23 protein-coding genes are annotated in these 25,894 nt (G+C 61.3%); 14 read left to right on the plus strand and 9 right to left on the minus strand.

Features of this window, described 5'->3' with window-relative positions; all coding sequences use genetic code 11:
- Positions 1-153: 153 nt before the first annotated feature.
- Positions 154-2,103 (plus strand): acetate--CoA ligase, encoded by a 1,950-nt coding sequence (gene acs, locus KUV72_RS01000; RefSeq protein ID WP_222237142.1) that lies wholly within the window; start codon positions 154-156, stop codon positions 2,101-2,103.
- A gap of 258 nt (positions 2,104-2,361) precedes the next feature.
- Positions 2,362-3,024 (plus strand): LuxR C-terminal-related transcriptional regulator, encoded by a 663-nt coding sequence (locus tag KUV72_RS01005; protein ID WP_206939996.1) that lies wholly within the window; start codon positions 2,362-2,364, stop codon positions 3,022-3,024.
- 161 nt (positions 3,025-3,185) lie between these two features.
- Here KUV72_RS01005 and KUV72_RS01010 read toward each other — a convergent pair whose 3' ends face one another.
- The gene (locus KUV72_RS01010) at positions 3,186-4,151 is read right to left on the minus strand and encodes a LysR family transcriptional regulator (RefSeq protein ID WP_222237143.1); all 966 of its coding nucleotides are present in this window, start codon (positions 4,149-4,151) and stop codon (positions 3,186-3,188) included.
- 231 nt (positions 4,152-4,382) lie between these two features.
- Between KUV72_RS01010 and KUV72_RS01015 the strand changes: the two genes are divergently transcribed.
- Positions 4,383-5,882, plus strand: a complete 1,500-nt coding sequence (locus KUV72_RS01015; RefSeq protein WP_222161676.1) for a CoA-acylating methylmalonate-semialdehyde dehydrogenase — start codon at positions 4,383-4,385, stop codon at positions 5,880-5,882.
- A gap of 162 nt (positions 5,883-6,044) precedes the next feature.
- Here KUV72_RS01015 and KUV72_RS19780 read toward each other — a convergent pair whose 3' ends face one another.
- On the minus strand, positions 6,045-6,185 hold the full coding sequence (locus KUV72_RS19780) for a hypothetical protein (RefSeq protein WP_261317342.1): 141 nt from the start codon (positions 6,183-6,185) through the stop codon (positions 6,045-6,047).
- Positions 6,186-6,204: 19 nt separating this feature from the next.
- On the opposite strand from KUV72_RS19780, the gene KUV72_RS01020 reads away from it, so the two are divergent.
- The gene (locus KUV72_RS01020; RefSeq protein WP_409995874.1) at positions 6,205-6,750 is read left to right on the plus strand and encodes a peroxidase-related enzyme; all 546 of its coding nucleotides are present in this window, start codon (positions 6,205-6,207) and stop codon (positions 6,748-6,750) included.
- Positions 6,751-6,846: 96 nt separating this feature from the next.
- Here the strand turns inward: KUV72_RS01020 and KUV72_RS01025 are convergent, their stop codons facing one another.
- The 4 genes from KUV72_RS01025 to KUV72_RS01040 form a co-directional block, all read right to left on the minus strand.
- Positions 6,847-7,518: a hypothetical protein gene (locus tag KUV72_RS01025; protein ID WP_222237145.1), complete on the minus strand. Its 672-nt coding sequence runs from the start codon at positions 7,516-7,518 to the stop codon at positions 6,847-6,849.
- Positions 7,519-8,033: 515 nt separating this feature from the next.
- Positions 8,034-9,188, minus strand: a complete 1,155-nt coding sequence (locus KUV72_RS01030; protein ID WP_222237146.1) for a GGDEF domain-containing protein — start codon at positions 9,186-9,188, stop codon at positions 8,034-8,036.
- Between the two features lie 335 nt (positions 9,189-9,523).
- Positions 9,524-10,192, minus strand: a complete 669-nt coding sequence (locus tag KUV72_RS01035; RefSeq protein ID WP_222237147.1) for a hypothetical protein — start codon at positions 10,190-10,192, stop codon at positions 9,524-9,526.
- 325 nt (positions 10,193-10,517) lie between these two features.
- The gene (locus KUV72_RS01040; protein WP_206939980.1) at positions 10,518-10,805 is read right to left on the minus strand and encodes an XRE family transcriptional regulator; all 288 of its coding nucleotides are present in this window, start codon (positions 10,803-10,805) and stop codon (positions 10,518-10,520) included.
- Between the two features lie 357 nt (positions 10,806-11,162).
- On the opposite strand from KUV72_RS01040, the gene KUV72_RS01045 reads away from it, so the two are divergent.
- The 4 genes from KUV72_RS01045 (at position 11,163) to KUV72_RS01060 (ending at position 16,625) form a co-directional block, all read left to right on the plus strand.
- Entirely contained in the window at positions 11,163-12,596 is a 1,434-nt protein-coding gene (locus KUV72_RS01045) for an APC family permease (RefSeq protein WP_222237148.1), read from the plus strand.
- Positions 12,597-12,887: 291 nt separating this feature from the next.
- A complete protein-coding gene (locus KUV72_RS01050) occupies positions 12,888-13,850 on the plus strand; it encodes a TAXI family TRAP transporter solute-binding subunit (RefSeq protein ID WP_222237149.1) in 963 nt (320 codons plus the stop codon).
- A gap of 32 nt (positions 13,851-13,882) precedes the next feature.
- Entirely contained in the window at positions 13,883-14,461 is a 579-nt protein-coding gene (locus KUV72_RS01055) for a DUF1850 domain-containing protein (protein ID WP_222237150.1), read from the plus strand.
- Positions 14,462-14,621: 160 nt separating this feature from the next.
- On the plus strand, positions 14,622-16,625 hold the full coding sequence (locus tag KUV72_RS01060) for a TRAP transporter permease (protein WP_222237151.1): 2,004 nt from the start codon (positions 14,622-14,624) through the stop codon (positions 16,623-16,625).
- Between the two features lie 134 nt (positions 16,626-16,759).
- Here the strand turns inward: KUV72_RS01060 and KUV72_RS01065 are convergent, their stop codons facing one another.
- Positions 16,760-17,470, minus strand: a complete 711-nt coding sequence (locus KUV72_RS01065) for a YbaY family lipoprotein (RefSeq protein WP_222237152.1) — start codon at positions 17,468-17,470, stop codon at positions 16,760-16,762.
- A gap of 234 nt (positions 17,471-17,704) precedes the next feature.
- Between KUV72_RS01065 and purE the strand changes: the two genes are divergently transcribed.
- Together purE and KUV72_RS01075 are read left to right on the plus strand one after the other, a co-directional pair.
- Positions 17,705-18,226, plus strand: a complete 522-nt coding sequence (gene purE / locus KUV72_RS01070; protein WP_206939969.1) for a 5-(carboxyamino)imidazole ribonucleotide mutase — start codon at positions 17,705-17,707, stop codon at positions 18,224-18,226.
- A gap of 55 nt (positions 18,227-18,281) precedes the next feature.
- Positions 18,282-19,397 carry a 5-(carboxyamino)imidazole ribonucleotide synthase gene (locus KUV72_RS01075; RefSeq protein WP_222237153.1) on the plus strand — a complete coding sequence of 372 codons (1,116 nt, stop codon included), beginning with the start codon at positions 18,282-18,284 and terminating at the stop codon, positions 19,395-19,397.
- 148 nt (positions 19,398-19,545) lie between these two features.
- Here the strand turns inward: KUV72_RS01075 and KUV72_RS01080 are convergent, their stop codons facing one another.
- Positions 19,546-20,568, minus strand: a complete 1,023-nt coding sequence (locus tag KUV72_RS01080) for a YeiH family protein (RefSeq protein ID WP_222237154.1) — start codon at positions 20,566-20,568, stop codon at positions 19,546-19,548.
- Between the two features lie 224 nt (positions 20,569-20,792).
- Here KUV72_RS01080 and KUV72_RS01085 point away from each other — a divergent pair, with 224 nt between their 5' ends.
- Positions 20,793-21,728: a LysR substrate-binding domain-containing protein gene (locus KUV72_RS01085; RefSeq protein WP_222161686.1), complete on the plus strand. Its 936-nt coding sequence runs from the start codon at positions 20,793-20,795 to the stop codon at positions 21,726-21,728.
- A gap of 10 nt (positions 21,729-21,738) precedes the next feature.
- Here the strand turns inward: KUV72_RS01085 and KUV72_RS01090 are convergent, their stop codons facing one another.
- On the minus strand, positions 21,739-22,539 hold the full coding sequence (locus KUV72_RS01090; RefSeq protein WP_222237155.1) for a TraX family protein: 801 nt from the start codon (positions 22,537-22,539) through the stop codon (positions 21,739-21,741).
- 256 nt (positions 22,540-22,795) lie between these two features.
- Between KUV72_RS01090 and KUV72_RS01095 the strand changes: the two genes are divergently transcribed.
- The 3 genes from KUV72_RS01095 to KUV72_RS01105 all read left to right on the plus strand — a co-directional run bounded on the left by KUV72_RS01095 (position 22,796) and on the right by KUV72_RS01105 (position 25,820).
- Entirely contained in the window at positions 22,796-23,755 is a 960-nt protein-coding gene (locus KUV72_RS01095; protein ID WP_222161688.1) for a LysR family transcriptional regulator, read from the plus strand.
- Positions 23,756-23,925: 170 nt separating this feature from the next.
- Positions 23,926-24,501 (plus strand): TRAP transporter small permease subunit, encoded by a 576-nt coding sequence (locus KUV72_RS01100; protein WP_222237156.1) that lies wholly within the window; start codon positions 23,926-23,928, stop codon positions 24,499-24,501.
- Positions 24,498-25,820, plus strand: a complete 1,323-nt coding sequence (locus KUV72_RS01105) for a TRAP transporter large permease subunit (RefSeq protein ID WP_222237157.1) — start codon at positions 24,498-24,500, stop codon at positions 25,818-25,820. Before KUV72_RS01100 ends, KUV72_RS01105 begins: the two co-directional genes overlap by 4 nt.
- Positions 25,821-25,894 lie beyond the last annotated feature (74 nt).

Here is a 25,894-nt window from a genome sequence, read left to right on the forward strand (position 1 = left end):
CTCTTTGTTTGTAATAATAAAAATAGTCATACCAATGTCTAAGGGGAAAGCCTGGGCTGGCAACGTTATGCTGGCTAGCAGGTTATTCGCGCCGGACACGCCTCTGTTGGCGGCTGGCTCTCCACTTCAATGGGTATCCAAGGACAGAGCACCATGAGCGATCACAAGCACGTCTATCCGGTCTCCGATACGTTCGCCAAGACCGCCTGGGCCGACAAGGCCACCTATGACAAGCTCTATCGGCAGTCGGTGGAAGACCCTGAAGCTTTCTGGAAAGAGCAGGCCGCTCGCCTCGACTGGATCAAGGCCCCCAACACCATCAAGTCGGTCTCCTACGCCAGTGACAATGTGGATATCCGCTGGTTCGAGGACGGCACCTTGAATGTCGCCGCCAACTGCCTTGACCGTCACCTCGAGACCCGTGGCGACAAGCCGGCCATCATCTGGGAAGGTGACGATCCCGGCGAGTCGTCGATCATCACCTACCGCGAGCTGTACGAGCGTACCTGTCAGTTGGCCAACGGATTGAAATCGCTTGGCGTTGGCAAGGGCGACACGGTGACGCTCTACATGCCGATGATTCCCGAGGCTGCCATGGCCATGCTGGCCTGTGCGCGTATCGGCGCGGTGCACTCGGTCGTGTTCGGCGGTTTCTCCCCTGACGCGCTGGCACAGCGGGTCAAGGACGCCGCTTCTCGCATCATCATCACGGCGGACGAGTCGGTTCGTGGCGGCAAGCACGTGCCGCTGAAGGACAACGTGGATGCGGCGCTGACTCGCGATGGCACCGATGTGGCGGAGAAGGTGCTGGTGGTCAAGCGCACCGGTGGGGATATCGAGTGGCACCAGGATCGTGATGTCTGGTACCACGACCTGGTGGCAGGACAGGACACTGACTGCCCCGCGGAAGAGATGGGCGCTGAAGACCCGCTGTTCATTCTGTATACCTCTGGTTCTACCGGCACCCCCAAGGGGCTCAAGCACACCACCGGTGGCTACCTGACCTACGCCAGCCTGACCCATCAGTACGTGTTCGACTACCACGAGGACGAGGTCTACTGGTGCACCGCGGACGTGGGCTGGGTCACCGGACACAGTTATATCGTCTACGGGCCCCTGGCCAATGGCGCCGTTACCCTGATGTTTGAAGGGGTGCCCAGCTACCCCACTCACGGCCGCATGGGCGAGATTGTCGACAAGCACAAGGTCAACATTCTCTATACCGCCCCCACGGCAGTGCGCGCCCTGATGGCCCATGGTGACCATGTCATGGATTCCAGCTCGCGCAGCAGCCTGCGTCTGCTGGGGTCTGTCGGGGAGCCGATCAATCCGGAAGCCTGGGAGTGGTTCCACCGAGTCATCGGCAACGGCCAGTGCCCGATCGTGGACACCTGGTGGCAGACCGAGACCGGCGGCATCATGATTACCCCGCTCCCCGGTGCCATTGCGCAGAAGCCGGGTTCGGCGACGTTGCCTTTCTTCGGGGTGCAGCCCGCACTGGTGGATAACGAAGGCAAGCGGCTTGACGGCGCGACCGAGGGCAACCTGGTCATCCTCGATTCCTGGCCGGGGCAGGCACGTTCCATCTGGAACAACCATGAGCGCTTCGTGCAGACCTATTTCTCGACCTACGAAGGAACCTACTTCACCGGCGATGGCTGTCGTCGCGACGAGGACGGCTATTACTGGATTACCGGCCGGGTAGATGATGTGCTCAATGTTTCGGGCCACCGCATGGGGACGGCCGAGATCGAGTCATCGCTGGTGGCTCACTCCGCCGTCGCGGAGGCCGCGGTGGTGGGCTTCCCGCACGATATCAAGGGGCAGGGCATCTATATTTACGTGACCCTTAACGATGAGGCGGAGCCCAGCGATGAACTGCGCAAGGAATTGACCCAGTGGGTGCGCAAGGACATCGGTCCCATCGCATCGCCTGACCATATCCAGTGGGCGCCGGGGCTTCCCAAGACGCGCTCTGGCAAGATCATGCGTCGTATCTTGCGCAAGATCGCGGCCAACGAATGCGATGGACTGGGGGATACCAGCACGCTGGCCGATCCCACGGTGGTGGAAGATCTGATCGAGCACCGCGCCATCAAGTAACAGCGGGTTGGCAGACGCTAGACATGGCATGAATCATGCCGAAACGCCGGTGGCGGCGATGCCCGCCATCGGCGTCTTTTCGTCTGGAGTGCACCGAATGATGCGGACTTGATGGGCATCTTGTGGCTGACGTTGATGACGGGAGTGCAAGGGTGCTTGGGAAAGCCGGTGGCCATGGGGTAACATGCTGGTCAAACAAGCGTCTTGCGTTGTGGCGTCAGGGCCTGACACGCCGCAGCGGAATCCGGAGGAGAATCCATGGCCTTTGCCCAGAAATTCATCGTTGCCGATGATCATCCGCTGTTCCGTGCTGCCTTGACGCAGGCGCTGCGCCAATTGGCACCTCAGGCCGAGATCATTGAAGCGGATACCATGGAAGCCACTTCCGACGTGGTGATCCGGCATCCTGATGCCGATCTGATTCTGCTCGACCTGCACATGCCTGGCGCTCACGGCTTCTCTGGGCTGATCCAGTTGCGTGGACAGACCCCGGACGTGCCGGTGGCGGTAGTGTCCGGCAGTGATGAGCTGCACGTGGTTCGTCGAGCCATCGACTACGGTGCGTCCGGCTTCATTCCCAAGTCTTCTTCGCTGGCGTTGATTGCTGAAGCCGTGGGGGAGATTCTCGATGGTGAGGTGTGGCTACCGGAAGACATGGCGGACGCCCTCGGTGAAGCCGATGAAGAAGAAGCCCGTTTCGCTGAGGCGATCGCCTCGCTGACCCCCCAGCAGTTTCGCGTGCTGAACATGCTGACGGAAGGGCTTCTCAACAAGCAGATTGCCTACGAGTTGAATGTGTCTGAGGCGACCATCAAAGCCCACGTCACGGCGATTCTGCGCAAGCTTGGGGTGCATTCACGCACCCAGGCGGTGATCGCCGCGCAGAAGCTTGAGGTCGAGCCGCCCAAGGTCGAGTCCTGAACGGACCTGGTCCAGCGCTGCAGAGCAACACCCCGCCATCCGGCGGGGTGTTGTGTTTTGGGGTGCCCGGCGAGGGGCGCCCGGCCAGGGGTGCCCGGCGAGGGGCGCCCGGCGAGGGGGGGGCGGCCAGGAGTGCTTAGCGAGGGGGCTCGGCAGGGGTATCAGGGCGAAGCCTGATCGCTGCCGGGGTCGTCGTCCGGCATGACCAGCTGCGCCTGCCTTCCCATCAGGAAGTTCTGGTTGAGCGCGAGAGCCTCCCGCAGGTAGTCCCACAGCAAACGGATGCGCGTCAGCTGCCGCTGTTCCTGCCGCGCGGTGACCCAGAACTGCCTGTCGATCGATACGTCGTGGTCGAGCACTGTCCTCAGCTCGGCGCGCCCGGCAGCCATGAAGCATGGCAGCACCCCAAGACCGGCACCGCTTTCGGTTGCCATCATCTGCGTCGTGACGCTGGTGCTGCGTAGTGAAAAGTGGGCCTTGGTGTCCTCGCAGCGGTGTGCCAGCAGAGGGTCCAGATAATTGAGCTGCTCGCTGAACAGCAAGTCATCCACGTAGCCGATCAGCGGGTGCTGGCTGAGTTCCGAGCGGTGCAGCGGTGCACCGTGCTGTCGCAGGTAGCGATCCGCGGCGTAAAGCTTCAAGCGGTAATCGCACAGCCGGGATGTGACCAGGCCCTGATTGGCCGGCCGTTCGATGGTAATTGCCAGGTCGGCCTCATGACGGCTCAAGTTGACGACTCTAGGGAGTGCCAGCAGGTCTAGAGTGAGGCCTGGATGTCGGCGACAGAAAGCGCTTAGCAGGGGCGCTATCACCCAGGTGCCAAAGCCCTCGGTGACACCCAGTCGAATCTGTCCTTCCAGCCTCAGGTTGTGGTCGACCAGACCGTCAGTGGCGTCGTCTGCATGGCGTGCCATGAGCTCTGCGTGCACCTTCAATCGCTCGCCGGCTGGCGTAAGACGATAGCCATGAGTACTGCGTTCAAACAGCTGAGTGTTGAGGCGCTGTTCAAACCGGCGCGTTCGACGAGATAGGGTGGAATGATCGACCCCTAGGCGCCGCGCGGCATCGGCCAGGCGAGGGTGTCTGGCCACTTCAAGAAAGACCTGCAGATCCTGCCAGTCGAGCACGTTTGCCTCCGGTTGTCCGCCGACATCGCTTTTGCAAAATTGCACAAGCAATGTGCCCCGCTGAACATTGTTTGGCTATCCGACCTGTGGCTAGACTGACCCTCTTTGCTTGCGTGTGTAGCCTCACGCTGGGCGTTGGTGGATCGCCCTGCACCACGCGAGCCGCTGGTGTTGACAGCGACACGATACGGCAACAACGCGATACGACAACGACAAGAGTAGGAGCACGCCATGACAGTCCGCGATATTCCGATGATCATCGATGGCCAGGCCGTCCCCTCGCAGTCCAGTGAATGGCGCGACGTGACCAACCCGGCCACCCAGGAGGTGGTAGCCAGGGTCCCCTTCTGTACCCTCGAAGAGGTCGACAAGGCGGTCGCCAACGCCCACCAGGCCTTCTCCAGCTGGCGCAAGGTGCCGCTCGGCAAGCGCATGAGGATCATGCTGAAGCTGCAGGCGCTGATCCGCGAACACACCCCTGAGCTTGCGGCCTTGATCAGCGAGGAGCATGGCAAGACGTTGCCCGATGCAGAAGGAGAGGTGGGGCGTGGGCTCGAGGTGGTGGAGCATGCCTGCTCGATTACCTCGTTGCAGCTCGGCGAGGTGGCGGAAAACGCGGCCAGTGAGGTGGATGTCTACACCCTCAACCAGCCCCTTGGCGTGGGCGCCGGGATCACCGCTTTCAACTTCCCCATCATGTTGCCATGCTTCATGTTTCCGCTGGCGATCGCCACGGGCAATACCTTTGTCCTCAAGCCCTCCGAGCAGGATCCCAGCTCGACCATGCGGCTGGTCGAACTGGCCCTTGAAGCCGGTGTCCCGCCTGGCGTGCTGAATGTCGTGCACGGTGGCCCAGATGTGGCCAACCGTCTGTGCGAGCACCCGGATATCAAGGCCATGTCCTTTATCGGCTCGACCCATGTCGGTACCCAGCTCTACCGCCGGGCCAGCGAGTCCGGCAAGCGTGCCCAGGCCATGATGGGGGCCAAGAATCACTGTGTGGTCATGCCCGATGCCAATCGCAGCCAGGCCATCAACAATCTGCTGGGTTCCGCCTTTGGCGCTGCGGGGCAGCGCTGCATGGCGAATTCCGTTGTGGTGCTGGTCGGCCAGGCGCGGGAATGGCTGGACGATATCGTGGAAGGCGCACGCAACATGCGAGTGGGGCCAGGCACCGACCGTCAGGCGGATCTCGGCCCACTGGTGTCTCCGGCGGCCAAGGACCGGGTAGAACGCCTGATTGCCCAGGGTGAGCAGGAAGGCGCCAGGCTGCTGGTCGATGGGCGTGGCTGTCAGGTGGAAGGTTATCCCCAGGGCAACTTTGTGGGGCCTACACTGTTTGCGGGTGTTACCGCCGAGATGGACATCTACCGGGAAGAGATTTTCGGCCCAGTGCTGTGCGTGGTGGAAGTGGACACGCTGGATGAGGCAATCGCCTTCATCAATGCCAATCCTAACGGTAACGGCACCTCGATCTTTACCAACTCGGGATGGGTGGCGCGGCGCTTCGAGACAGATATCGATGTGGGGCAGGTAGGCATCAATGTGCCGATCCCGGTACCGGTCGCCTATTTCAGCTTCACCGGCTCACGGGCATCCAAGCTGGGCGACCTGGGCCCCAACGGCAAGCAGGCGATCAGTTTCTGGACCCAGACCAAGACGGTGACTGCGCGCTGGTTTGAGCCTGAAAATGTCTCCTCTGGCATTAACAGCACGATCTCGCTGAGCTGAGCTGAGCTGTGAACTGAACTGAAGGAAGCCAGGACCCGCGACAATGCCCCTGCCACGGGGCATTGTCGTGTGTAGACAGGTGGGGCGTGTTCGATCAAAGGACAAGAGTGAGAGTGCTTGCTTTACGTTAACGTAAAGTCAGTTTTTTGAGAGCCACCTCACTCAATGCTGGAGTCCGCCCATGTCGTCTCGCTCGTCATCCGTTTCTCCTCCTCTCTCGTCTTCGTTATCTTCTGCCTCATCTTCTTCCTTGTCATCGCCGGTACCGTCGTCCGGTGATCCGTCCCTGAGTCGCTTTCCCATTCCAGCATCTCTTGACGAGTTGCCCGACGATATTCGTGACAGCATTCTTGCCGTTCAAGACAAGGCGGGTTTTATCCCCAATGTGTTCTTGATGTTGGCCCATCGGCCCGCTGAGTTTCGCGCCTTCTTTGCCTATCACGATGCCCTGATGGAGCGGGAGTCAGATACCCTGACCAAGGCCGAAAAGGAGATGATCGTGGTCGCCACCAGCGCGCGTAACCGCTGCCTGTACTGTGTGGTGGCCCATGGCGCCTTGGTGAGGCTCTACAGCAAGGATCCATTGTTGGCGGATCGCGTGGCGATCAATCACCATAGCGCGGACCTAAGCGAGCGGCATCGTGTGATGCTGGACGCCGCCATTCACTGCGGCATCGACGTAGGAGAGTTGACCGAAGAGTGGATGACGCGACTGGAGGCAGTGGGCTTTACCCAAGACGACATTTGGGACATTGGCGCCATCTGTGCCTTCTTTGGCCTGTCCAATCGACTGGTCACCTTGACCGGCACGCCACCGAATCCAGAGTTCTACCTGATGGGGCGGGTGCCCCGTGAGCCCAACTCTTAGGTTCGCCAGGCAAGCGAGCTCGAGGAAACACGGCATGCCTGCCTGCTCGGACGAGTTGCTGCGTCGCGGGCGCCTGGTGTCGCTTGGCTGGTGACTTCAGCTCAGCAGGGAGAGCAGCGGCTTTTCGGCCAGCTCGATCAGCCATCGTGCAAGCAGCTGGCGCTGGGAACCATGTGCAACCAGGCCCACGGTATCGTCGCTGCCGTCCTTGGCATCGGCGTGTGGCAGGCTGATGGCAAAATCACCCTCCTGCAGGTGGAACTCGTGGATTTCCCGCAAGCCGGCAGGTGTCTCGCAGCGTATCGAACGATAGCTGTCGTCTTCTCCATAGATCAGACGATGGCACACCTTGTAGCGCGTATAGAGCGAGAGCCCACCCGCAAAAGCAGGCCATCTGGCGGGGGTGTGGCGAATATCATCGGGAAGGGCAACATCGTCTTCCAGGGCCTGGGAAAGAGACTCTTCCAGGGTGGTGGAAAGCAGCGGGCGCCATGGCATCGCGGGGGAGGCCGTGGCCAAGTCCTCGGGCCGACGGATATCGATATCCTGATAGACCAGCGTATGAGGCTGGCAGTCGCCATTCTGCCAGCCATCGAGCAGTCTCAAGGTCAGTCTGCCCTGCTCAAGAGGGCCGAACAGCAGCGTCTGCAATGCCAGTAACAAGTGCAGCTGGCGCTCGTTGGCCTGATTGTCGAATGCAGTATAGGGCGAGGTGAACAGGCGATGTAGACGGCAGGGCGCGTGTTCCTTGGCTTCGCTGTATGGCATGGCGACATGTCCTCGAGAGCCGGGCGAATAGTGTCATTTGCTTAGCTTAATAAGTTAATCCTGTTTCTTTAAGCATGGCAACGGCTGTCTTGCTGGACGGTCTTGTTGACGGTCTGAGCGGCGGCCTTATCGATGGTTGCGTAGATATCTCCGTGCGGTTCCCGGAGCCAGGAAAACATTGCATCAATATCTGCGCCGACGATTCCCCGCGTTGCGCGCTCTCGAGTTCAACAGCGATACCGCATAGGCTCCGAACGCGGTGTTTCGGTTGCCAGGCATCGCGTTGTGCTCGGCTGATGTGTTCGGCGCTTGACTAGGGCGTCAGGCCTGATGATTGATCAGCTGCCCTCGGGCGGCTAGGGCTTTTACGCAAAGTGCCTGCGCTTGGTGATACGGCGTTAAAAATCGGCTGGTACGCCAGCCCGGTCAAAATGCTCATTTACACCTCGTAAACTGCGCTTTCTCACCGATTTTTGCCTTGTCTAACCTTCGCTCGTCGACTTTTCGGACAAAGCCTAGCGTTCATCGTTGTGGGCCGTGGTGGGCTGATGAGGTGCAGCAGCCTGCTTGTCCGTTTCTTGCGCGTCGTCAGTGGGGGAGGGCTTGGCGGCCTTATTGCTGCGGCCTCGCTTTCTGGCTTCCTTGTTGCGATACATCATGGCATCTGCCGCACGCAGCAATTCCTCCTCGCGCAGATACTCGCGGTCGCCCGTCTCGGCCACCCCCAGGCTAATGGAGAAGTCCGGGTACTTGTCCTGAAAGGCCAGTTCGATCTTGCTGCCAATGGTACCCGCGCTCTTGACGTCGCAGTCAGGCAGGATGCAGCAGAACTCGTCGCCGCCAAGGCGGCAGCAGATGTCGCTGGACCTCACGGTCTCACGCATGATCTGGCCAAAGGTGATCAGTATCTCGTCACCCTTGTGATGGCCATAGGTATCATTGATCTGCTTGAAGTCATCGATGTCGCAGTAGATCAGGCTGACCAGCGAGTGCCGCCTTTCTGCCATGCGGATTTCGCGACTCAAGGCCTCGCTCATGCCGCGTTGATTGAACAGTCCCGTCAGCGCGTCCTTCTCCGCGTAGGTAGCAAGCTCCTTCGTCTTTTCCTCGAGATTGCGGGCATAGATTTCCATTCGCCGCTTGGCGCTGTGCACTTCATTGAGCAGGGTGTCGATATAGGTATCGAAGACCAGTGTGATATCGAAGTACATCAACTTGTCGAGGTTATCCTTGGCCGAGGTAAGGCTGTGTTGGTCTGTCAGGTTTTCGTCGATCACCCGAAACAGGATTTCCTTGAGGGTTCTCATGGCGGCCAGGAATAGCTTGGGCTCCACCCCGATACGCTTGTGTACCAGTCCGATGCGCAGCCGGCTGTTGACGTACTCCGCATCGTAGTAACCGGTGAACAGATCAAGCACGTACTGGCGTTGAGCGGAACGCAGCCGCTGAAGGGTTTCCGAGTCGCCGATCAACAGGCTGATTTCATCGATTTCGGTCTGGCGCTCGTAGAACTCTTCGACAATGATTTCGATATGTTCATTAATGATAGGCTTTAGCGCAGCCAGATCAGCCAGACCTGCCTCATCAAGACTCAAGAACTCCTTGCGGCGCTGAATCTCTACCTCGCTGATATGCATCTGCTCGAGCAGGGATTTGTCGATCGGCCTCATGGCGACTCTCACCGGATTGATGCGCCGCTCGCGGATTGACGAAAATCCCCGGCGCCGACATTAAGAAGAAGTGTGTCTTCAACATATATCGCGTTACGGCCGGGCTTGCACCGCATTTTGGCGATTGTGCACGCCATTGACACACGAGGATTCCACGCAGTGCGCAAATGAGTACATGTTGGCTGGCGAGAAGGTCGTCAGCACCAGTGTACAAGGGGAGAAGGGCGTGGCGCCGAGAGGCAGGGGCAGAGACTGGAGGGTGACGCGAAATAGCGGGTGTTACGCGCCCGCGCCGTCATGCCAGGATGACGGCGCAGCCGTATGAGTCGACGTCTTTACTGGATCACTGAGCGGAGCAGGTCAGAGACGTTGCCGCCTTGCGCGGGAAGGGCTAAAGCGGCGGCATCAGGGGGAGTGGAGGTCAGTTGGGAGACCTGGAACTTGTCACCGAAACGCAGGATACCAAGTCCACGCTGTTCCAGTTGGGCGGCCACTGGATCCGGTTGTCCCGTCATGATGCGCTGATAGCGGTCGACTACCTGCAGTAACTCTCGGACCTCGCCGCGCTGGCTGAGTACCAGTGAGTCCTGGCGACGATCGCCGTCACGATTGATCCAGTCGAGGCGGTATACGTCTCCTTCGATACCCGCAACGTTCTCCGTTGAGCCAGTGGGCTCTAGGGCCAGCACCTTCTGAGCCTGATAGCTGCCCAGTTGCGACATGTCCTGGCCGCCGAGCTGCCCGGCAATCGACTGCAGGTCACGGATACCCAGAACCACCGGCTGTCCGCCGAAGTTGGTCACCGCATACCCTTTGCCATCGCGAAGTAGCAAGTAGCCCTTGGCGGCGTGACGAGGGAAGTCCAGGCGAAGCTGATCTCCTATCCAACGTGCCGTCACTGCGCTATCGGGATCGCCACTGCCGTCTACCAGGGTGGCCTGGCCGTCGGCCAGCACCATGGGGGACATGCACAGAAGGCAGGCTGCCAGAAGGGAACGGCGCATGGGGATTTCCTCTACATAGGGGTAAAGAAGGGGGAAAGAAGCACAAAGGGTGAAGACGCGTGATGCAGAGATACGTGGAAAGTGAGAGTTCGGCAGTCAGCGAAGGTTCCATGGCATCGCCAGAACGGCCTAGCGGCCACGTCAGTGTAGCCCCCGAGCGGTGCCCGCGGCGATTGGCGCAGCCAGGGGAATAGCAGGCGTTGCTTGGCAACACTGAGCCAGGCGCGATCGGGATGCACGGAAGCTGACGTCATCGCCTGCGGGCGACGTCGTCAGCGAGAGCTATTCAGTGATTCGGCTCAGAGGTTCTGTTCAGAGGTTCAGTTCAGTGATTCAGTGATAGGTGGCCATCGTCGATGATTCGGCGGATGGCCTGCAATTCATCGCAGGTGAAGTGCTCCAGCCTTCCAGACAATAGATCACTGATCTTTTGCATGGGTAGGCCTGCGCGGCGGGCGATCTCACGGCTTCCGAGATCGGATACGGCAATTAGCCGTGTGACGATGCGCATCAGTCGTGTGCGCTGTTCCAGGTCCCTGACGTCGAGGTCAGGGCATCGTCGAGGAGGCGGTTCTGAGGCGTCTGCTCGAGACAAGGAATCTGCGGTGCTCATGGTGCTCCAATGGGCGTTTGCGACCCCTACAGCATGCAACCTTTTTTGCTCCCTTGCCAGTCCAAAATCGGCAAACGGCTAGTGTCATTGACGGGGCCGTCAGGGGAAAGCGCAGGGAGGCCCGCTACGCCCGGGTGCACGGGCGAATGGAGGTATGCTGCGCCGATGTAAACTTAGACGAAAGAGGTATCAACCAGTGCTGCTGACGGCAGAGTAGCGCGTGATAGTTTTCTCGCTCGAGGGATACATTCAACAAGAAAGGCTCTGGCATGAGAGCTTTCCCCCCGCCTGACCTGTTCTGATCTGTTGTCCCTTCGCGGGTAGCCAGGGCGGGGGAGTTACAACGAGCGATAGATTATGCAAGCGAACAGCAGTGAAGGAGCACAGCTAAGTCGAGTGCTCGCGCGCAAGGATGTGCTGGCCCTGGCGTTTGGTGCCATGGTGGGCTGGGGCTGGATTGTCCTCACCGGAGGCTTTATCACCTCAGCCGGGAGCCTGGGTGCCATTCTGGCCTTTTTGCTCGGTGGAGCGGTCATCGTGTTGGTGGGCCTGACCTACGCCGAGCTGGCGTCGGCGATGCCACAGGTGGGCGGGGAGCACGTCTACAGCTATCGCGCCATGGGGCACTTCGCCTCATTTTTGTGTACATGGGCCATTGTGCTGGGCTATCTGAGCGTGGTGGCGTTCGAGGCGGTGGCGCTGCCTACCGTCGTCGAACACCTGTTCCCTTCCTATGCGGTCGGGCATCTTTGGACGCTGGCCGGCTGGGACGTCAAGGCGACCTGGGTCGCCGTGGGCATGGCCGGTTCGATCGTCATGATGATCATCAACTACGTTGGCGTGCGCACCGCTGCGCTGGTGCAGAAGCTGGTGACCTTGCTGATCCTGGCGGTGGGCGTGATGTTCATTACTGGCGCCTTGTTCGAGGGCGGCAGCGCCAATCTGACACCGCTGTTCAACACCGAGAGCGGGGTGCTCGGGGGAATCACCATGGTGCTGATCATGGTGCCGTTCCTGTTCGTCGGCTTTGATGTCATCCCTCAGGCTGCGGAGGAGATCGACCTGCCGTTTCGCGATATCGGACGCGTGTTGATGCTGTCCGTGGTGCTGGCCGTGTTCTGGTACGCCTTCATCGTGCTGGGGACCGCGCTGATGCTGTCTCCCGCTGAACTCGAGAACAGCTCCCTCGCGGTACCGGATGCGATGCGGGCGGTGTTCAACACTCCCTGGGCCGCCAATCTGATGGTACTGGCAGGTATCGCGGGCATCCTGACCAGTTGGAATGCCTTCTATGTGGGAGGCTCCCGGGCCATCTATGCCCTGGCGCATTGCGGCATGTTGCCGGCCTTCCTGGCCAAGCTGCATCCCCGTCATCGGACGCCGGTCAACGCCATTCTGCTGATGGGACTTGTGTCCAGTCTGGCCCCGCTGCTGGGTCGCCAGGCCATGGTCTGGCTGGTCGTGGCGGGCGGACTGGGCATCGTCATTGCCTACCTGTTTGTGTCCATTTCCTTCCTGATACTGCGGCGTAAGGAGCCGGAGCTCGAACGTCCTTTCCGGGTCAAGCATGCCAGGCTGGTGGGCTGGCTGGCGGTCGTGATGTCGCTGGGCCTGATTGCGCTGTACCTGCCCGGCAGTCCTTCGGCGCTGTCTGCGATCGAGTGGGGACTGTTCGCCGGCTGGATGGGACTTGGACTGGGGCTGTATGTGTGGTCCCGCCAGCGCTACGGCACCGACTACAGCGATCGCCAGATGAAGCGTGAGCTGGCGGGGGCTGGGCAGGACGTCTGAGTCCGCCGCGTCGCCGGCCGATCCAACATGAACCGTTATTCAACGCTAGCGGGTGAGCGGGCGCAGAGCCTCGCGCCCGCAGCCAGGCCGCGGCAGCGGCCTGGTGGGTAGCGTTGATGTCATGAATCAGCAGCGATGCATCTAAGACCTTGTGAGAATTGCAGACAAAGACAAAAAACGTCGAAATGTTGGCATTGGCGAAGTCGCTAGGCACTTGCTAGTTTGCTTAGCGCATCTCGAATCGATCAACAACAACGTCACGATGGTTCCCACGAGGAACGGAGGAAGATCATGCGAGCACTGACATTCGCCCTGACGGCGTCCCTGCTGGTTGCCAGCCACACCGCGGTGGCCCAGAGCCAGCTGTCGATTGCCACTGGTGGCACCGGCGGCACCTATTACCCCTATGGCGGGGGCTTGGCAGAGCTGATCAAGAAGCATGTTGATGGCTATGATGCCGTGGCAGAGGTCACCGGTGCCTCGGTAGAGAATATGGGGCTGGTGTGGCGCGGCGACTCGGACCTTGCCCTGGCGCTGGCGGATACGGTGTACCAGGGGGCGACCGGTACCGGCGATTTCGAGGGGCGCAAGCTCGAGAACATTCGTGCTATCGCGTCGATCTACCCCAACGCGGTGCAGATCGTCACCATGGCGGACTCCGGTATCGACTCACTGGATGACCTGGAAGGTAAGGTGGTATCGGTGGGCGCCCCGGGTAGCGGTACCGAACTTAACGCTCGTGCCATCCTTGAGGCCAACGGCCTCAGCTATGACGACTTCGACGCACGGCGCCTCAACTTCAACGAAACCGCTGATGCCTTGCGTGACGGCGATATCGATGTCGGCTTCTGGAGTGTCGGTCCGCCCACCAGCTCGATTCTGAATCTGGCGACTACCAGCGACGTGCGCCTGATCGGTCTCAGCGACGAGGAAGTCGCCAACGCCCAGGAAGACGAGCCGGTGTTCGCCGCCTACGAGCTCAAGCAAGGCCTTTATGAAGGCATGGACGCCGCGATGCAGACCCTGGGCGTACCCAATGTGCTGATTGCCAGCAGCGAGATGGATGACGAGCTGGCCTACCAGATCACCAAGACGTTGTTCGAGCAGACCGATGAACTGATCGCCATTCATCCTGCCGCCAATGACACCACGGTTGAGTTCTCGGTGGAGTCCACGCCCATTGCCTTCCATCCGGGTGCACTGCGTTACTACGAGGAAGTCGGTGCTGAGGTGCAGGACAAGCAGCGTCCCTGATGGTCATGGGGACACGCTTCACAAGGCGAGCCATGAGGCTCGCCTTGTGCGTGCTATGGCTGGGTGTGGCGCCGATGAACGCAGTGGCTGCGGAGCTGACGTCGAGCTGTGACGATCAACTGACGGTTCGCGATAGTGAGGGCAGGCTGCTGGTGGCAATCCCGATGCCGCCTGGCGCAGGGTGGTGCATGGCCTGGAACCATTCCGTGGAAGGGTTCGAGGTGCTCGACTGCTACCGTCACGTAGAAGGTCAAATGGTGCTGGAGCGCAGCCACCTGCCCGACTTTGCCGCCGGCCTTGACCATGTGCCGGGCCGCGGGCGGCAGGTCAGTGATGGGCAGGGAGGCTACTGGATCAACGATATCGACGAGGCGGTACCGGGTAATCACTACCGGCTGCGGGTCGGCGCCAAGCGCGTTGATCACCGCCTGGTCAGCCGTGGAAAGCCCACGCTGGAAAGGTTGGTCGCGGCGGGACGGTCGTGTGCAGCCGCCTGGGCGGAAGCGTTGCCCGCGCAGGCTACCCCGATCAGCTTAAGCGATATCGCGGCCGGGCGTTTGGTCAGCGTTGGCCTGGAGGGGCGCGGTGTGGATGACCATGGTCCAGGCTAGGCTTGAGCACCCATTAAGGCTGGCACGACCAGCCATTGTCTAACGTACATGCAAGGCGAAATTCGCCGATAAGGCAGGGAGCGACCGTCGCTGTTGCGCCATTTGATGGCGCAAGGCTGACACCAGCATGCCCCTGACTGACACTCCCAGGAAGATAACGATGAGCGAATCGCCAGCTTCTCCCGTGGTGCCTGGCAGCCAGGCCAACCACTCGAAAATCGTACTGTGGCTGATCTCTCTGGTAGCGATCGGCCTGTCACTGTTTCAGCTCTATTCGGCTGGCATCCAGCCGCTCGGCTTGTTCTATCAGCGCAGCATCCACCTGGCGCTGGTCATGATGCTGGCGTTTTTGATGTTCCCCGTGTTTGGCCCGTCCCGAGGGCGAGGCCCGGTGGGAGCGCTCATCGACCTGGTGTTCTTCTGTGGCGCCGTCGTCACCGGCGGTTATATGGCGCTGTATCTTGACGAGATCATTAATCGCGCAGGATTCTGGAGCCAGACCGATATCTGGGTGGGCATCATCGCCACCGTGACCGTGCTGGAGGCCAGTCGGCGAGCGGTGGGGCTTGGCATGACCATCATCGGCATGATCGCCATTCTCTACGCTTTTGCCGGCCCCCGGGGCGAGTTGCCCTGGCTCGGGCAGTTCCTGCCGGGCATCCTGGAACACCGCGGCTACAATCTGGATCGCCTGGTGGGCCAGCTGTACCTGGGCCAGGAAGGCATTTTTGGTCTGCCCATGGGGGTAGCCGCCACCTACATCTTCATCTTTGTTCTGTTTGGTGCCTTTCTCGAGATCACTGGCGCAGGCAAGTTCTTCATCGATCTGGCGTATGCCGCCACCGGGCGCCAGCGCGGTGGGCCCGCCAAGGCTGCAGTGATTGCCTCTGCCGGGATGGGGTCGATCTCAGGGAGTGCCATCGCCAACGTGGTGACCACCGGCGCCTTTACCATTCCTCTGATGAAGCGTCTTGGCTACAAGCCGCATCAGGCGGGGGGCATCGAGGCGGCGGCCTCTACCGGGGGGCAGATCATGCCGCCATTGATGGGGGCTGGGGCATTTCTGATTGCGGAATACACCCGGCTGCCTTACCTCGAGGTGGTCAAGGTCAGCATTCTTCCAGCCTTCATGTACTTTGGCACGGTCTACCTTTTCGTCCACATCATCGCTCTGAAAGAGGGCATGCAAGGCATGGCCAAGGAAGAGCTGCCGCAGATGAGCGACGTGCTCAAGCATGGCTGGCACTTCCTGCTGCCGCTGGCGGTGCTGGTATGGCTGCTGGTGATGAACATGTCGCCGATGCGGGTCGGCTATTACGCCATCGTCTGCATGCTGGTGGTGGCCGTGTTGCGCTTCGCCGTCTGGTTCTTGTTCGTTGCGCCAAAGGAGGGGCAGCCGGTCAATGCCCAGCGCCTGGCCCTGGCCTGTCGTAATGGCCTGATGAAGCTGCTTGAGGGGCTGGAACTGGGGGCACGCAACGCGGTGGCGGTGACCATGGCCTGTGCGGTGGCCGGTATCATCGTTGGCGTGGTTGGTTTGACCGGCCTCGGCCTCAAGTTCTCGGCCATGATGCTGGCCTTCTCCAACGGCCACTTGCTGCTGGCGCTGATCATGGTGCTGCTGGCCAGTCTGGTACTGGGCATGGGCCTGCCGGTAACGGCGAGCTACATCGTGCTGATCGTGCTGGTCGGTCCGGCACTCTCCAATGAGTTTGGCGTACCGCTGCTGATCGCTCACCTGGTGGTGTTCTGGTACTCCCAGGATTCCAACGTGACGCCACCTATTGCACTGGCAGGCTTTGCAGGTGCTGCCATTGCGGGTGCCAAGCCGATGGAGACCAGCTTCCAGTCCTGGAAGTTCGCCAAGGGCCTGTATCTGGTGCCGCTGTTCATGGTCTACAACCCTGAGATCATTATCGGTGGGCCGGTCTGGCTGTTGATCTGGAAGGGCGTGACGGGCCTGCTGGCGTTGGGTGCCTTTGCGGCGACGCTGGAGGGCTACCTGTTCACCCGGATCCCGCTGTGGCAGCGGCTGCTGCTGTTGCCGGCAATCGTGGGCGTGTTCCTGCCGTCAATGATGTTCGACGTTGCCGGGGCCGCAGTGATGGCGGCGATCATTGGTTTCAACTATTGGGAGTCGCGCAGGGTGGCAACGCCCGCCTAGTCGGTCGAGTGACAGGGCTTCTCAGCGTGACGACAGCACCGTGCCTCAGGGCACGGCGCTGTCGTTGTGTCGTGGCACACGCTGTGTTGTGGAACCGCTAGGCCAGATTCGTACGGGGGATGGCGGGGCCCGCGTTACTGGGCTTGAGCGCTGCCGCTGCCTTCAGTAGGGGTTGTAGCATCAGGGGCTGTGGCATTGCCGCCGCCGGCGGCCGCTGCCCCCTGGCTGGGTTCCTGCATGCCAGCCGCTTGCTCGGCCACCGCGTCGGCCTGCTCAGCGGCCTGTTTCTCTGCGGCGGTGGGCTCATCACCGCTCGATAGCAAGGCCTCCTGGGCCTGCTGCATGCTTTCACTCTGCGCGTTGCCGTCGGCTCCCACCGGGTGGAGCACGATGGACACCGGAGGCTGGTCAGCGTCTGGGCCGACCTCGACCGGGTTGGCTTGGGTGCTGGTCCAGATCAGCTGGCCGTCGTCGCCCCGGATTTCCCCACGCAGGCTATGGGTGTGACGTTCGCTGACATCGTCGGCGTCATAGCTCAAAGAGAAATCGGTGGGCGCCTGGCGGTCGATCGAGACCGTGGTCTCGGCAATGGTCTTGGCCGGTGCATCGGCCAGGGCCACATCGTTAAGAAGGACCTTCACGTCAGCGCCCTGTGGCAGTGTCTGCCCGGTTTCGGCAAAGCTGACGGTACCCTTGAGGGTCATCTGTGTGGCCTGCTCGGCGCTGGCCTGCTGGCTGGTCTCGGCACTGCTCTGGGAGCTGCTGGCGTTGCTCTGGCTATCGTCGCAACCGGCCAGCGCCAGGCCAGATGTTAAGGCGGCGATAAGCAGCAGGGTCGGTTTCATGGCTCTCTCCTTGGTGAGCGTGTCGTCCTAATAGACGCTGTGACATTGGCGATGACAGAAAAAAGTAGCAGACCAATGCGCAGTCAGAATGAATGTTGCTGTCGCTGGCTGACGACGTCTGTATCGGGAGAGGTATCGCTCCCTCGGCTCTGCTAGACTATGGCGCTTCCCGATTGTTCCCTAGTCGCGGCGATTTCTTTGCTGCGGCACCGTCGTTTCTTCGAGGAGTTGCCGATGTCATCCACCTCCCCAGCGCCCCGGGTCGGCGTGATCATGGGTTCCAAGTCTGACTGGCCTGTCATGGAGCACGCCGTCACCATGCTGGAGCGCTTGGGCGTGAGCTATGAAACCCAGGTCGTCTCCGCTCATCGGACGCCGGACCTGTTGTTCGACTACGCCAAGAGTGCTGCCGAGCGTGGCATCCAGGTCATCATCGCTGGTGCAGGAGGCGCGGCCCACCTGCCGGGCATGGTGGCGTCGCAGACGGCATTGCCGGTGCTGGGTGTTCCGGTTGAATCCAAGGCGTTGAAAGGGCTGGACTCGTTGCTGTCGATCGCCCAGATGCCAGGTGGTGTAGCGGTGGGTACGCTGGCGATCGGCAAGGCTGGCGCGACCAACGCGGGGCTGCTGGCGGCTCAGATCGTCGGGCTTGCCGATAGCGCGGTGCGTGATGCGGTAGAAGCCTTCCGCGCCGAGCAGACGCAGACGGTGCTGGATAACCCTGATCCCCGTCCGCCGGAAGCTCGCCAGGGCTGAGCGTGGTCGGCGCCCCAACCCTTGCACGACCGTCGTAAGAGCATAGGAGCAAGTCATGAAGATTGGTGTTCTCGGGGCCGGACAGCTTGGCCGCATGCTGGCGCTCGCTGGCTACCCGTTGGCCAACCGGTTCCGCTTTCTCGATACCACCGGGAATCCCAGTGCCGGCATCGGCGAGGTGATGATCGACACCGACCAGAAACATATTCAGAGCTTTCTTGAAGATGTCGACCTGGTCACCTATGAGTTCGAGCATCTGCCAGTCTCGCTGGTCCAGGCGATCGAGGCGGAGCGGCCGGTCTATCCGGGCAGTGAAGCGATTCGCGTGTGCCAGAACCGGGCCGAGGAAAAGGCACTGTTTGATCGCCTGGGCATTCCCACTCCCGCCTATCGGTTGGTAGACAGCGCAGAGGCGCTGGAGGCCGCCGCCAAGGAACTGGGGACTCCGGTGGTGGCCAAGTCCATCACCGAGGGCTACGACGGCAAGGGGCAGGCGGTGCTCAAGCAGCCAAGCGACGCTGCAGAGGCCTGGTCGCGCATCAACCACCCGCGGCTGATCGTCGAGTCCTTTGTCGACTTTGTTCGCGAGGTATCGATCATTGCCGTGCGCGGCCGTGATGGACAGGTCGTGTTCTATCCCATGGCCGAGAACGTGCACGTCGACGGCATCCTGCGTTACTCGCTGGCGCCCATGCCCAACCTGGATGACAGTGTTCAGCATACTGCCGATGAGTACATTCGTGCGCTGCTGGACGAGCTGGACTATGTCGGAGTGCTGACGCTGGAGCTGTTTCAGTGTGCCGACGGTAGCCTGTTGGCCAACGAGATGGCGCCACGGGTCCATAACTCCGGTCATTGGACCATGGACGGTGCGGTCACCAGCCAGTTCGAGAACCATTTGCGCGCCATCCAGGGCTTGCCGCTGGGCGATACCAGCGCGCGTGCTCCCACCTGCATGGTCAACGTGATCGGTCGTGAGCCGGACCCGAGCCAGGTGCTGGCCATGCCCGATGCCCATCTGCATCGCTACGACAAGAGCGAACGAGCAGGCCGCAAGCTGGGCCACATCAATCTGGTGGCCGCCGATCACGCGACCTTGCTGGATCGTGTTCGCCAGTGCGCAGCGCTGGTGCCCGATGCCCCTGAGGTGCGCTTCAGCTTCGAAGACTGAGCGCAGGTTGCGTGGCAGCAAGCACAGCGGGCCCCTTCTGGGGGCCCGCTGTCGTTTGTGCTGCTTGTACTGTTTGTGCTGTTTGTACTGCTTGTACTTAGCCGCTGGCGGTCAGACGCTTGGCCGCTATCCAGGATGATGGGGCCGCTCACCCCATCAGCACGGCGCTGGCCAGGCCACCGCCGACCACCAGTAGCGCGAACAGGATCAATGCCAGCAGGAAGGGCTTGATGCCCAGCGCCTTGAGGCGTGATATCCGGGTATTGATGCCCAGCGCCGCCATGGCCATGGTCAGCGCGATCTGACCACCAAGCACCAGTGCAGCATGGAGTGGAGCCGGCAGGCTGATGACACTGTTGACCCCGACCATGACGATAAAGCCCAGAGCAAACCACGGAATGACCAGCTTGGCTTTCTCGACCTGACCGCCGGCCTGTCCGTCCGGCGTGGCGGCGTCTGCTTCACTGGGCTGGCGTAGCCACCACTGGCCGACGATCAGCAGGAAGGGGACCAGCAGCATGACCCTGACCAGCTTGACAATGACCGCATTGGCCAGCGCGTCCGGGCCGACCGCATCGCCCGCGGCGACGACCTGAGCGACTTCATGAATGGTGGCGCCGATATAGACGCCGAACAACCCTTCCTCCATGCCCAGCCACGGGTACAGCAGGGGATAGGTCAGCATCGCCAGAGAACCGAACAGAACCACGGTGGCCACCGCCATGGACGCAGCGGCAGGCCTGGAGCGGATGGTAGACTCGGTGGCGAGCACTGCCGCCGCCCCGCAGATGGCACTGCCTGCGCTGGTCAGCAGGGTAGTTTCTCGGTCCATGCCGAGGACCCGGGTGCCGATCTGATAGCCGCTCACCAGTACGGCAGTAATCACCAGTGCATCGAGTAACAACACCTTGGGACCGAGTCCTACCACCTGAGCAAAGGTCAACGATAGCCCGAACAGCACGATGCCACCGCGCAACAGCCAGCGGGTGGCAAAGGCCAGTCCCTTGTGGGAAGACTCCAGGGTACGCCCCAGCGGCAGGTTGCCCACGATGATACCCAGCAGCAGGGCGAACACCAGCGGACTGATCCCCGTCTCACTGATGCCTGGCAGGCGGCTGATCACCTGGCCGGCCAGTGTGAGTAGGGCGCACAGTACCAATCCTTGCCACATGATCCTGACCTCCTTCCATTATTGTGCTGGCATCGATACTCCCGTGAGCGGCACAGGAAGGCGTGCCTCATCTGGCTACCGACGTCAGCTTTGCTCTGATGGGGCCATTCTAGGCTTGGATATATCTTTTTATTATCGTGTAATAACGAAATCGGTTATAAGTAAAACCGATATAAGAGCAGGCGGCGTTTGCGAGGCTCCTGATCACGCAGCGAGAGGTCATCATGTCCCACCCTACCCATCAGCGATCACGCTCGCGCATCACCTTGCGTCAGCTGGAAGTCTTCGTAGCCGTCGCCAGACTGGGGACTGTCAGCGCCGCTGCTCGACAGCTAAGCCTTTCTCAATCGGCCACGAGCCAGGCGCTGGCCGACCTGGAGCGGCAGCTTGGCGTGGTGGTATTCGAGCGTCCCGGGCGTAGACTCAGCCTCAACGATATGGGGCATCGTCTGTTGCCCAGAGCCGAGCAGTTGCTGGATGAGCTTGATGACCTGGTCGCCGCAGCGGTAGAGCCAGGGGATGTGCTGCACGGTAGCCTGGCGATCTCTGCCAGTGCCACCATCGGGACCTACCTGCTGCCGCCCCTGGCCGGTGAGTTCGGTGAATGGCATCCCGGTGTCGATCTGCGACTGCGCCTGCGCAATACCGGCGAGGTCATTGCCGAGGTGCAGCGTTTCGATGCGGACCTGGGATTGATCGAGGGGCGCTGCCATGAACCGGGCCTGGCCAGTGAGGTGTGGTGCGAAGATCACATGGTGGTGGTCTGCGCGCCTGGGCATCCACTGGTGGAAAAGGGCCGCATCTCGGACGTGGATCTGGCCGAGCAGCCCTGGATACTGCGTGAACTGGGCTCTGGCTCCCGGGAGGTACTCGAGGCAGCGGTGCTTCCTCGAGTGGCCAGACTGAAAGTGCGAATGGAGCTGGGGCAGCACGAAGCCATCAAGCAGGCCGTCGCGGCCGGCTTGGGCCTTGGCTGTCTATCACGCTTGAGCGTGCGTGGAGAGCTGGAGCGGGGCGACCTGGTCGAGCTGGCCCATGACCTGCCATTGACGCGCCACTTCTCGCTGGTGTGGCATCCGGACCGCTACCGTAGCCCGGCATGGCAGGCCTTCAAGGTGTTTCTGGTGGAGCACAAGGATCGCGTCATTCACCGTCGCTGACTCAGCCTCATCACGTGATCTGCGCATTGCCATTCCACAGCAGGATGGCGGCGATCACTGCGAAGTGGGCGGGATACCACGCCAGCCACATCTTTCTCGGCATGGTCACAGAGGGGGCTCGGACCAGGCGGCTGGCACCGGCAGCCAGCAGCAGGACCAGCAGTACGGTGGCTACCGTCACCGACTTCGCCATGTCAGAGGAATTCATCAGGCCGGCCACTGCCAGCAGCGGCAGGCAGCCTGCCACGGCCAGCAGCCGCGATGGGATATCGTCGTCGGCGCGATGCAACTGACCGATCGCCAGCATGAAGAAGGGAACCAGCAACAGCCCCTGGTGGCCGTACTCCACCCAGAAGCCGGCGAAGTACCATGCCAGCGCGATGCCCAGGGTCTCCAGGGCGAGACGTGGATAGCCCAGTTCGCCGCCATCCTGGCGCCGGGTCAGTTGCTCGAGCCAGTGACCCGCCATCAGACCAAGGGCCAAGGTAAAGCAGATGTTGAGCTGGAAGATCGCTTCACGTGGCATCAGCTGATAGGGAAGCTGGGCGAGCAGACCGATGACCATGACTCTGCGGGCGTAGCGCAGGGGATCTCGGGTGTTGAACAGACCATGCCAGGCCACCATGCCGGCGAACAAGGGAAAGGCGATGCGACCGACACTCGAATCGATCCAGCCCAAATGCCAGGCATCAGTGGCCAGGTAGCGGGCGACATGATCCAGGGTCATGGTGATCAGTGCAATCCACTGTCCCCAACCGGTCCAGGCGGAAGACGGGCGCGCCGCGTAGCTGGCGTTGGTGGCGAGGTTCATCGGACATCCCTGTTGTTCGCAATGTCAGGATAGACTGATGGACGTCCCACAAGTTCCAATACAGCACATTTTAGCCGTTGGGAGCTGCACGGGTCAGGCATCCGAGCGGCGCGCCTCGCAGCGGCTCGTCGGGGCAGGCCTTCATGCAGTGGCACCTTTGGACGTCACCGCCGGTGAAGAGCAGGATAAGATGGGGTGCGTGACGGCAGGCGCTGCGTCACAGGGACAATAACAAGACAACCCTTCAGGAGTTGCCATGAAGAATGGCTTCGGTTTCGATCTGCGCAGTATGGAAATCTTCGTCGAGACGCTGGAGCGGGGCAGCCAGAGTGCCGCCGCGGAAGCGCTGGGGTTGACCCAATCCTCGGTATCCCACTGTCTGGCGACCCTGGAAGAGAGCCTTGGACTGACGCTGTTTGAGCGTCGCTCACGTCCTTTGGAGCCGACCAGCGCTGGGCGGTTTTTCTATGACCGGGCGAGACGGCTGCTGAGTGAAGCCAGAGATACGCGCCGCGAGCTGATTTCCGGCGCCTTTGGACAACTTCATCAAATGCGGCTGGCACTGGTCGACTCGTTGGCCACTGCCGTGGGCAAGCCCTTGATCGACCTTATCCGTCGACACACCCGGGACTATACCCTGACCACGGGGCTCTCCCACATGCACGGTCACTCACTGCTGACCCGACATGTGGACGTGATCATTTCGGATGATCGCCTCGAGAATTATGACGGCCTGGAGCGCCACAGCGTGCTGGTGGAGCCTTTCGTGCTGGTCCTTCCGGCCGACTGGTCAGGCCCTGCCGACAATTTGCGCTGGCTATCGCGTCAACTCGATCTGGTGCGCTATGTCCCGCAGTCATTGATCGGGCAGAGCATCGAGCGTCATCTGCGGCTGTCTGGCGTCGAGCTGCCGGCGCGTCTTCATCTGGACAATACCTGTGCCTTGCTCAAGGCGGTCAGCGATGGTGTCGGCTTTACCGTGACGACGCCGTTGTGCCTGTACCAGGCGGGTCTTGACCAGCTCAGGGTGCGGATCGAGCCGCTGCCCCTATCGCCGCTTAGCCGCACGCTGACGCTGGTCGCGCGACGGGATGAGCTGGGAGGGCTGCCTGGGCAGCTGGCCCGTGACGCACGGCGTTTACTGGACGCTGGCTTTCGCCGCACCCTGGCAGCCGAGCTGCCCTGGGTAGACGCACAGATCACGACGACGTCGTGACGTTCCCCGCGGGGTGATCCGTCCTGGTGCGTCGAGGTCCTCTCGATGCGCCAAGCGGTGGCAATATCGAAAGCTTCGATAGTGCGGGTGTCGTTGAAGTCGATGCAATTGGCGAGGTTGGTCAGGCTGAACCAAGACTCATGAGATTCCTCTTGAGTCCGGGAGACCCCATGCCGGCAGCCATTCGTCTCTACGTTCGTTACGTCGACCGCTTCAACCGGCGCATCGGGCGTATCGTCATGTACCTGATCTTCGTGATGATAGGTGTACTGCTGTATGCCTCGCTCTCGCGCACGCTGTTTGACCGGCCGCTGCTGTGGGGCGTCGAGGTCTCGCAGTTTCTGATGGTGGCCTACTTTCTGCTGGGCGGCGCCTATTCCATGCAGCTCGATGACCACGTGCGCATGGATCTGTTCTATACCCGGCTGTCCCCTCGTGCCAAGGCCATGAGTGACGTGCTGACGATGCTGTTGCTGCTGGTGTTTCTGGGCACACTGCTGGCTGGCGGCATCTCCAGTACCAGCTATGCGATCAAGTACGGCGAGACCAATTACAGCTCCTGGGCGCCGCCACTGGCACCCATCAAGACCATCATGACCGTCGGTGTGGCCTTGATGCTGGCCCAGTGTCTTTCCACCCTGTTCAAGGATGTCGCCGTGCTGCTCGGGCGACCGCTGGAGGAGAGTGAAGGGGAGAAGGATGCCAGGGAAGGGAAGGACCGCAAGGACGGGGAGGGCGACCGATGAGCTACGAAATGATCGCCCTTACCATGTTCTCTTCCATGATGCTGCTGCTGCTGACAGGACAGCGGGTGTTCGGCGTGATTGGCTTTGTCGGCGCGGCAGCCGCCTTGGTGCTGTGGGGCGACGGCGGCATGGAGATGCCCTTCAGTGCCGCCATTCAGCTGATGAACTGGTACCCGCTGTTGACCTTGCCGCTGTTCATCTTCATGGGATACATGCTGTCGGAATCGGGCATCGCCTCCGAGCTCTACGAGATGTTCCACGTGTGGATGGGCGGGCTCAAGGGTGGTCTTGCCGTGGGCACCATCGGTCTGATGGTGGTGGTCTCGGCGATGAATGGGCTGAGTGTGGCCGGTATGGCCATCGGCGCCACCATTGCCCTGCCGGAACTGCTGCGACGGGGCTACGACAAGGTCATGGTTACCGGCGTGATCCAGGCTGGCAGCTCGCTGGGCATATTGGTACCGCCCAGCGTGGTGCTGGTGCTCTACGGCATGATTGCGCGCCAGCCGGTCAGCCAGCTATGGCTGGCCGGGGCGATACCCGGCTTGATCCTGGCGGCCATGTTCGTGGCCTATATCGTCATCCGCTGTCGCTTGCAGCCGAGCCTGGGGCCGACCCTGCCGCCGGAAGAACGCAACCTCTCCACCGCTGACAAGTTGAAGCTGTTGCGCGCCGGCATCATGCCATTGGCCATCTTCTTTTTCATGACCGGCCTGTTCGTGATGGGAGTGACCAGCCTGGTGGAAAGCGCTGCGGTAGGGGCGCTGTCGGCCACTCTGGCTGCCCTGATCAAGGGACGCTTGAATCGCGCCGTCATCGAGACCACGGTGCGCCGCTCGCTGGGCATCACCTGCATGTTCATGTGGATCATCCTGGCGGCCTTGTGTTTTGGCGCGGTGTTCGATGGTCTCGGCGCGGTGCGTGCCATCGAGTCTGTATTCCTCGAGGCCTTTGGCCTGACCCCCTGGCAGATCCTGGTGATGATGCAGCTGTCCTACATCCTGCTTGGCATGTTTCTCGATGACACCGCCATGCTGGTCATCGTGGCCCCGCTTTACGTGCCGCTGGTCATCAGTCTTGGCTTCGACCCGATCTGGTATGGCGTGCTCTACACGATCACGGTGCAGATCGCCTATATGACCCCGCCCTTCGGCTACAACCTGTTCCTGATGCGGGCCATGGCGCCGCCGGAGATCAGCCTGGGGGATATCTACAAGAGCGTGTGGCCGTTTGTCGCCATCATGTTGGCGGGCCTGGCGCTCATTACCGCCTTTCCCCAGCTCGCACTGTGGCTCCCCGAGCTGTTCCGGGATTACTGAGCCTGGGCGCAAGCAGCGACATGACCGGCTGTTGCCAGGGAGTATCGCGCACCGGTCAGCGGCGACGAAGGTGC

The sequence above is a fragment of the Halomonas sp. DP4Y7-1 genome, assembly GCF_019800705.1.
Lineage (GTDB): Bacteria > Pseudomonadota > Gammaproteobacteria > Pseudomonadales > Halomonadaceae > Halomonas > Halomonas litopenaei_A.

What these genes read in the sequence shown, in the direction of transcription:
- acs (WP_222237142.1), top strand. Translation starts at nt 154, where the DNA reads ATGAGCGATCACAAGCACGTCTATCCGGTCTCCGATACGTTCGCCAAG.
- KUV72_RS01005 (WP_206939996.1), top strand. Translation starts at nt 2,362, where the DNA reads ATGGCCTTTGCCCAGAAATTCATCGTTGCCGATGATCATCCGCTGTTC.
- KUV72_RS01015 (WP_222161676.1), top strand. Translation starts at nt 4,383, where the DNA reads ATGACAGTCCGCGATATTCCGATGATCATCGATGGCCAGGCCGTCCCC.
- KUV72_RS19780 (WP_261317342.1), bottom strand. Translation starts at nt 6,185, where the DNA reads ATGGGAAAGCGACTCAGGGACGGATCACCGGACGACGGTACCGGCGAT.
- KUV72_RS01025 (WP_222237145.1), bottom strand. Translation starts at nt 7,518, where the DNA reads ATGCCATACAGCGAAGCCAAGGAACACGCGCCCTGCCGTCTACATCGC.
- KUV72_RS01030 (WP_222237146.1), bottom strand. Translation starts at nt 9,188, where the DNA reads ATGAGGCCGATCGACAAATCCCTGCTCGAGCAGATGCATATCAGCGAG.
- KUV72_RS01035 (WP_222237147.1), bottom strand. Translation starts at nt 10,192, where the DNA reads ATGCGCCGTTCCCTTCTGGCAGCCTGCCTTCTGTGCATGTCCCCCATG.
- KUV72_RS01040 (WP_206939980.1), bottom strand. Translation starts at nt 10,805, where the DNA reads ATGAGCACCGCAGATTCCTTGTCTCGAGCAGACGCCTCAGAACCGCCT.
- KUV72_RS01045 (WP_222237148.1), top strand. Translation starts at nt 11,163, where the DNA reads ATGCAAGCGAACAGCAGTGAAGGAGCACAGCTAAGTCGAGTGCTCGCG.
- KUV72_RS01050 (WP_222237149.1), top strand. Translation starts at nt 12,888, where the DNA reads ATGCGAGCACTGACATTCGCCCTGACGGCGTCCCTGCTGGTTGCCAGC.
- KUV72_RS01055 (WP_222237150.1), top strand. Translation starts at nt 13,883, where the DNA reads ATGAGGCTCGCCTTGTGCGTGCTATGGCTGGGTGTGGCGCCGATGAAC.
- KUV72_RS01060 (WP_222237151.1), top strand. Translation starts at nt 14,622, where the DNA reads ATGAGCGAATCGCCAGCTTCTCCCGTGGTGCCTGGCAGCCAGGCCAAC.
- KUV72_RS01065 (WP_222237152.1), bottom strand. Translation starts at nt 17,470, where the DNA reads ATGAAACCGACCCTGCTGCTTATCGCCGCCTTAACATCTGGCCTGGCG.
- purE (WP_206939969.1), top strand. Translation starts at nt 17,705, where the DNA reads ATGTCATCCACCTCCCCAGCGCCCCGGGTCGGCGTGATCATGGGTTCC.
- KUV72_RS01075 (WP_222237153.1), top strand. Translation starts at nt 18,282, where the DNA reads ATGAAGATTGGTGTTCTCGGGGCCGGACAGCTTGGCCGCATGCTGGCG.
- KUV72_RS01080 (WP_222237154.1), bottom strand. Translation starts at nt 20,568, where the DNA reads ATGTGGCAAGGATTGGTACTGTGCGCCCTACTCACACTGGCCGGCCAG.
- KUV72_RS01085 (WP_222161686.1), top strand. Translation starts at nt 20,793, where the DNA reads ATGTCCCACCCTACCCATCAGCGATCACGCTCGCGCATCACCTTGCGT.
- KUV72_RS01090 (WP_222237155.1), bottom strand. Translation starts at nt 22,539, where the DNA reads ATGAACCTCGCCACCAACGCCAGCTACGCGGCGCGCCCGTCTTCCGCC.
- KUV72_RS01095 (WP_222161688.1), top strand. Translation starts at nt 22,796, where the DNA reads ATGAAGAATGGCTTCGGTTTCGATCTGCGCAGTATGGAAATCTTCGTC.
- KUV72_RS01100 (WP_222237156.1), top strand. Translation starts at nt 23,926, where the DNA reads ATGCCGGCAGCCATTCGTCTCTACGTTCGTTACGTCGACCGCTTCAAC.
- KUV72_RS01105 (WP_222237157.1), top strand. Translation starts at nt 24,498, where the DNA reads ATGAGCTACGAAATGATCGCCCTTACCATGTTCTCTTCCATGATGCTG.